Origin of the sequence: Vulcanisaeta distributa JCM 11216, from assembly GCF_001315985.1 — an archaeon.
GTDB lineage: Archaea > Thermoproteota > Thermoprotei > Thermoproteales > Thermocladiaceae > Vulcanisaeta > Vulcanisaeta distributa_E.
Genome location: NZ_BBBI01000033.1, coordinates 1 through 5,919 on the forward strand (window position 1 = coordinate 1; position 5,919 = coordinate 5,919).

Consider the following 5,919-nt stretch of genomic DNA (forward strand, 5'->3'; position numbering starts at 1 on the left):
GGGGTATGTGGTCTACAACCCCCCCTCAGACATGACCATTAGGGCCACAGCCAAGGCACTAACCCTTATAAGGCGTTTGAGCGTTAACAATGATGCCCTGGGGGAAGGAGGCAAGGCCAGGTTAATCCGTGGGTTAGTCAAGCCAACCAAGTGGGCTTGGTTAGCGATCCATGTAGGCCTGGCATTAGGGATTTGATTAATGATCCTGCTGGGCATCTCTTTCACTTCATGGTTTTTGATGAGACCCACGCCCTCATCTTCGGCTCAATAGGCACCGGTAAGACCACACTGATCAAGAATGCCCTCTCTAACGTGCCGTGTGGCTACACGATTGTTGTGTTTGATGTTGCTGGTACTTACGAGGGATTCACTGACTACCACGCTCCTTACCCCCTTCAACCCGCTGGATTACTTAAATGATGTCGAGGCTCTTGACGTCATTGAGGAGGTTTTGACCATGAGGTTCCCCAGGCTCCCATACGTCATGACCCCCCCGCCATGGAGTTCATGTTCATGAAATCACTCAACGAATTAAGCGGTAAATCAATTGATGAGCAGGATAGCAAGCCTGCACAGCAGGCTGTTGATGAGGTCTCTATTGGCAAGTTGATTAAGTACCTGGAGGGTCAGGTAAACAGTGGTGCCTTTGCGAGGGAGGATGAGGTTAACAGTGCTAGGGGGGGTCTCATACGTAGGCTCACCTACCTAAACCACTGGGTCTTCAGCAAGACCCACCCAATCATTAATCGCTTAATCAACGGAGAGTTAGTAGGCAAGTCAGTGGGTATTGACCTGAGTTGGTTGTCGCCTATTCAGAGGTGGTTCTACGTGCTCTCACTATTGGCCGTGCTCAACTCAATGCAGGCCAGGAACTTGATCCTAGTGATTGATGAGGCTCATTTGTACTTCAGGCTTGGTGAGTCGACACTGACAACGAGCGTTAGGGTCGGTAGGAACTACAACCGCTACTTCGCGTTGATTACTCAATCACCGTTTGACATACCTAGGGAGTTCATTTCGATGAATAAGTTGTTTGTTGAATTCCCCGTGCTCTACTTCAGCCCAGAGAACGTGATCTTCAGGGAACCAGGCTTCAAGGCACACTACGGTAGGGACGCATATTACAATGCGGAGAAGACCTGGACAGCAATACCGCCAGCCCACTGGGAGAGGCCTCTAACGGCCATAATGCACCTACACGTAACGAATAAGCAATTGAGGAGTGAGCACAGGGAACCATACAACCTAATAACCATTGAGGTTGACCCGGAGGTAAAGCCAAGAACAAGCACGACCACGCTTAGGAGGTGCGCCGAGGCTCAAGGCATTAGGCTCGAGGTCATTAGGGAGTATGGGTTTGTTGAGGCTAGGATGCTCGAGAGGCTTGGGGGGGGTGTTTGGGAATGCATTGGGAGGCCCTAGCATTTTTCATAGAGCCTAGGGAGTTAATACTCGGTGATTACGCAATCATTGGTTACGCAACTGCCGAGATAGGCGATTGCAACGTCTCGATTAAGAGTCTCGAGTACGTTAGAGCCGGCGTTGATGCCTTGGTTAAGGCTGTTAACCAGGGCATTAAGTTGCATACTGCTTACCCATCAATGTACATGGATGTTGTTAATTACTTCCTGAGGAGGCTTGGTGTCCCTAGGTACGCGTATAAGGTCGTGAATGCGGATCCGATGGCAACGCCCTTTAGGGCAGTCACTGATGCCGATGTGGTTAGGAACATTGCCTACCTACACGGTGTGCTTTGGATTGTGGCTAGGAACTGGCTAAGGATGGGAAAGCCAAAGACATCACACGCAATACACGGCATACTACTCAAGTCAGGATACAACGCAGACAAGGCACTGGCGGATAGGTACAGAGGGCCAGTGCCATGCAAAATCAAGCTAGCCTAACCCCCCCGCCCTTATTAATTCATTATATTATTTTTATTGGAGGTTGTGAGCCCCCCCTGACCAAACCACCCGGGGGTGAGCCTGGGCGGGTGGTTGGGGGGGGTGATTCAAGGTGGCTGGGCTCTCCGCAGTCTTGGCGCGGTCCTGGGTGTAATGGCTATGGGGCCAAGTACCTAGGTAGGGCTTTGCCTCTGCTTAGGCGTTTCATTGCCGAGGAACTGCCTAGGCTTAAGTTGAATGTTAGGGACAGTAATGGCCTTTACAAGTTCACTACGGCTACCCTCAGGAGGTACTTGGCTAGACACCTCGGTGAGGACAAGGCTTATGGAGCCTTGATCGCCATAGTCACTGGGCATTTGATGGCCGAGTTGGCTAGGAACGGCTACGAGATCGTCTATAGGCGCAAGGGCACGTACATAGTCAGGAGGGTGGGTGGTGATGGCAAGCAGTGATGATGACTTCATGAGGGTTAAGGAGTACGTTGATAAGAGGCTTGAGGAGTTTAGGGATGAACTCCTCGACTACCTAGACTCCGTGAGGTCCAGAGATATTGAGAGGGTTAGGAAGGAGTTGGTTAAACTCCTCGTTGGGGGGGAAATCGAGGATTTGAGGAGGCAGTTGCTCAGTGAGGTTGGTTCGAGAAGCAACATAGACGATGTGGTTAGGAGGATTGATGAGCTTGGCAAAGAAATCAACGAGCTTAGGCGATTAATCAGTAGTCAATCTAATCAGTCCAGCGTTGTTGATTTTGTTAGGCGTGAGGTTGAGGGTGTTGAGAATAGGCTTAGGTGGTTCATAATCGACAAAATAAACGAGGTCGAGCTCAAGAGGAGGAGGAATAGCGCCAGGAAGGCGGTAATACTACTCCTAGGCATTGCCGTTGGCACAGCAGTGATTATTGCATTGGCTTTCGAATTGGCCCCATGGTTGATACCGCTGATCATAATCGCCGTTGCGGTGCTCCTGAGGAGGTGATTGTATGGCTGAGTTGAGGATTGATCAATTGGATGTGGCGAGTAAATTGCTGGCTTTGCTCGGTGAGCGTGGTGTCGCTGGCTTGCAGGCACCGACCGGCTGGGGTAAGTCCTTCGTTGCCTCATTCGTGATTAAGAGCCTTGGCGGCAAGTGGGTTTGGACCTCGAGCCTAATCAATGCCTTGGTTCAAGCCGGTAATGCGTTGAGGGTGTTCGGTGTTAGGCAGTTCCTATCGACTGGTAGGGAGAGGCTTTGCCTTAGGGGGGGCTTTAGGCACAGCGACTTCATTATTCGTAAGCCATGCGGATTCTGCCAATTCAACAAGCCAGTGCCCAAGCCACTGGTTAAGGCATTAACCAACGCCTCGGACTACACCGAGGTTAAGGAAATAGCCGAGCAAGGCCAAGTATGCCCATACAATGTGCAGGAGGCTTTAATCAAGGAATTGATTAGTGAGTTTGAGGACCTAGTCGTTTTGATGAATTACTCAAGGCTCGGTAAGTTCGTTAAGAGGTTTAATGGCGTTGTTATTGACGAGGCTCACAACGCGGTGATTCCGAGGGTAGTCTCAATACCGAGGAGGAGTATTGAGGTCCTGCTCGATAGGCTTGGGATTGAGGATGTTGATGTTAGGAATGCCGAGCTAGTTAAAGGCGTCTTGAGTGAGCTACTCCTAACAATAGCCATGGATGGCGAGGCCAGCGAGTTAATCAGCCTCGATGACCTCGTGTCGCTCATTGAGTCTTCAATCGTTTACTTTGACGATAGTTCAGACTCATTGGTTGGCGTCAAGTTCGAGGGACTTGAACTGCCAAGCGACAAGAAGGTGTTGCTGATGTCAGCAACGCTGCCACCCTCAGTGCTGAGCTCGATACCCGTCGTCAAGGTCGAGCCTAATCGAGTAATCAAGGCTGTGGTTGGTGACCTAGTCATGACGACTGAGAACATTGATAGGCTTGGGGGCGAGGTCACCAAGAGGCTTAGTGAATTGCTCAGTGATGGTTTGCCGACTGTGGTATTCACTACATCGAGTAAGGAGGTTTTCCTCGAAAACGCGGTCTACGAGGATGAGATTAGGAGGATGATGTCTGTAAAAGAAACCTCGTGCTCAGGTTCTTCGGCAAATACGCCGAGGGCGTAAGGCTTAACTGCTACAGGCGGGTAGTGCTCCTAACACTGCCCTTATTGCCAAGCAATGTCATGAGGCGCCTGGAGGCTAGGGGGGGCTTGAAGGCAATTGACTTGGTCGTTATGAAGAGCGTCCAAGCAATAGGCAGGTTACTACCAAATGAAAACGAAGTCGAGGTCATCCTATTCGACAAGCGCTTCAAGCGTTACTGCAGTGATTTGATGAACTACGGAATCCAATGCATTGATAAGAACAGCAATAAGCAGTCAACCCGGGCTGACCCGCCCAAGCCAGCTGGGTCGGGGGGGTTGGCTTGGGGGGGTGGGGGGGATGAAGCCCGGGCGGGTTGATGTCCACGGCACGAACGGAACACTGAAGATGGGACGACGTGCTGACACTGCCCGGGCCGACCCACCCCCCCGGCCCCCCCAAGGACCCGGTTTGGCTAAAGGGGCTTAATAAACTCATCGCCTTCGATGCCAAGGCCCGGTTGACTGCCCCCCCTACCAGCCTTGGGTGGGGGGCTGGGTTGGGGTGGGTGATGCCCGGGCCTGATGTGTGGGAACTCAGTTGATTTGTGAAAGGAACCCACGCACTGAGCCCGGGCGGACCGCCCCCGCCCAGTCATTGGCTGAGGCTGGTTGGGGGGGTTAATAAATGCATCGCCTTTGATGCCCTTAACCGCCTTATAAAGTGGGTTGCCTAAGTTGATTAGTGGTGATGAGCCCCTGAGGTAGATCGCCTGGGGGGGTTTGCCCGGGCGAATTCCTCGGGGGGGGTGATTCAAGGTGCCCGTGGGCTGGGTATAGGGGGGGTTAGTATGAATGCGTGGGTTGAGTCCATTAGGCTTGCTGGTTTACTACTTAGGCGCCTTCGTGAATTTAATGAGCGTGGTGTTAGGGCTTTCTTCACCAGGGGGGGTTGCCGTAAGTTTGATGTCTCTAATTGGCGGTTTGACGGCAAAGCCATCAAGTGCCTTAGGACTTGGTACATCAGGGCATTGGTGAGTGTGGCCTCGGTGCTACACCCGTTAGTCAAGGCTTATGGGGGGGTTAAGTACGTGGAGTCTATTGTCGAGGAGGTCGATGTGACGAGGGTCGATGTTAGGGAGAATTTGCTGAGCGACCTAGCGAGGCTCATTTACGAAACTGCCCTAAGCCGTGTTAAGGATGAGGCATTGGGTGATGCGAATGATGAATTCATCATTTCGAGGGTTGTCAACGCCGGTATCGGCGACCTAACGGCTCAAATAAGTAGGGTTGAGGAGTTAATGAGGAAGTGCAGGGATGGTAAAGTCGTCCTCGAGGGTGAGGAAATCGACTGCCAAGAACTGTGGCTCTACAACGCCGAACTAAGGCAAGTACTGAGCGAGCTACAGAGGCTGGCCAGGAAGTACAACGTGAGTATTGAACCAAGCAGATTGCCATGGTGGCTACTCGAGGATTAAACGCTTTTGCCCACCCTCCCTCTCTGTCTCTCCCCTCCTCCCCCAATCCCTCTCGAGCCGGTGGCTCCCCTGGTGAGGGGGGGGCTCCCGGCTCATGAGGGGGGGTGCTGTGGGGGGGGCTTGGGATCACGAGCACCGGGATTCCGATGGTGCCGGGGGGGGTGTCGTTCCTCGGCTGGTGATGGGGGGGCTTGAGATCCAAAGAACCAACCGAGGAAACGACGGGAGGGAAGGCAGGAAGGGAGGAGGCGGGCAATGCCTAAGCTAGCAAGACATCCAGCAGCCCCTAGGCAGAAATGACCAATATTCTATTGTTGACGGATAAAGCAAAGAATGTTGTTCAAGCAATTGCTGAAACAAGCGATCAATGGGTAAACCAAGCAACGTAGGAAATAAGTAAGTAGATCCTAGGGAGTTGCAGAATAATTAACTAGCAACCGCATCAAGGCATTGATGCAATAGGT

At 52.1% G+C, this 5,919-nt stretch carries 10 protein-coding genes and 1 pseudogene; all 11 read left to right on the forward strand.

The annotated features are described in order from the left end of the window. A pseudogene (locus tag JCM11216_RS13670) lies at positions 1-196 on the forward strand (hypothetical protein); the annotation flags it as partial. Then, positions 157-420, forward strand: a complete 264-nt coding sequence (locus JCM11216_RS20165) for a type IV secretion system DNA-binding domain-containing protein (RefSeq protein WP_243676424.1) — start codon at positions 157-159, stop codon at positions 418-420. The pseudogene JCM11216_RS13670 and the gene JCM11216_RS20165, both read left to right, overlap by 40 nt. A 78-nt stretch (positions 421-498) precedes the next feature. Then, positions 499-1,422: an ATP-binding protein gene (locus tag JCM11216_RS13675; RefSeq protein ID WP_243676425.1), complete on the forward strand. Its 924-nt coding sequence runs from the start codon at positions 499-501 to the stop codon at positions 1,420-1,422. Next, positions 1,404-1,904, forward strand: coding sequence for a hypothetical protein (locus JCM11216_RS13680; RefSeq protein WP_054854559.1), 501 nt, complete (start codon positions 1,404-1,406; stop codon positions 1,902-1,904). Before JCM11216_RS13675 ends, JCM11216_RS13680 begins: the two co-directional genes overlap by 19 nt. An 89-nt stretch (positions 1,905-1,993) precedes the next feature. Then, complete coding sequence (locus JCM11216_RS13685; RefSeq protein ID WP_243676426.1) at positions 1,994-2,356, forward strand: hypothetical protein; 363 nt, start codon at positions 1,994-1,996, stop codon at positions 2,354-2,356. Continuing rightward, positions 2,343-2,879 (forward strand): hypothetical protein, encoded by a 537-nt coding sequence (locus JCM11216_RS13690; RefSeq protein ID WP_054854560.1) that lies wholly within the window; start codon positions 2,343-2,345, stop codon positions 2,877-2,879. The genes JCM11216_RS13685 and JCM11216_RS13690 overlap by 14 nt, the downstream gene beginning before the upstream one ends. A 4-nt stretch (positions 2,880-2,883) precedes the next feature. Then, a complete protein-coding gene (locus JCM11216_RS13695; protein ID WP_243676427.1) occupies positions 2,884-4,020 on the forward strand; it encodes a hypothetical protein in 1,137 nt (378 codons plus the stop codon). Beyond that, entirely contained in the window at positions 3,984-4,358 is a 375-nt protein-coding gene (locus JCM11216_RS20170; RefSeq protein WP_243676428.1) for a hypothetical protein, read from the forward strand. Before JCM11216_RS13695 ends, JCM11216_RS20170 begins: the two co-directional genes overlap by 37 nt. A gap of 38 nt (positions 4,359-4,396) precedes the next feature. Then, on the forward strand, positions 4,397-4,582 hold the full coding sequence (locus tag JCM11216_RS20175; protein WP_243676429.1) for a hypothetical protein: 186 nt from the start codon (positions 4,397-4,399) through the stop codon (positions 4,580-4,582). A gap of 204 nt (positions 4,583-4,786) precedes the next feature. Further along, positions 4,787-5,455 carry a hypothetical protein gene (locus tag JCM11216_RS13705; protein ID WP_243676430.1) on the forward strand — a complete coding sequence of 223 codons (669 nt, stop codon included), beginning with the start codon at positions 4,787-4,789 and terminating at the stop codon, positions 5,453-5,455. A gap of 94 nt (positions 5,456-5,549) precedes the next feature. Continuing rightward, a complete protein-coding gene (locus JCM11216_RS20180) occupies positions 5,550-5,723 on the forward strand; it encodes a hypothetical protein (protein WP_243676431.1) in 174 nt (57 codons plus the stop codon). Positions 5,724-5,919: the final 196 nt, after the last annotated feature.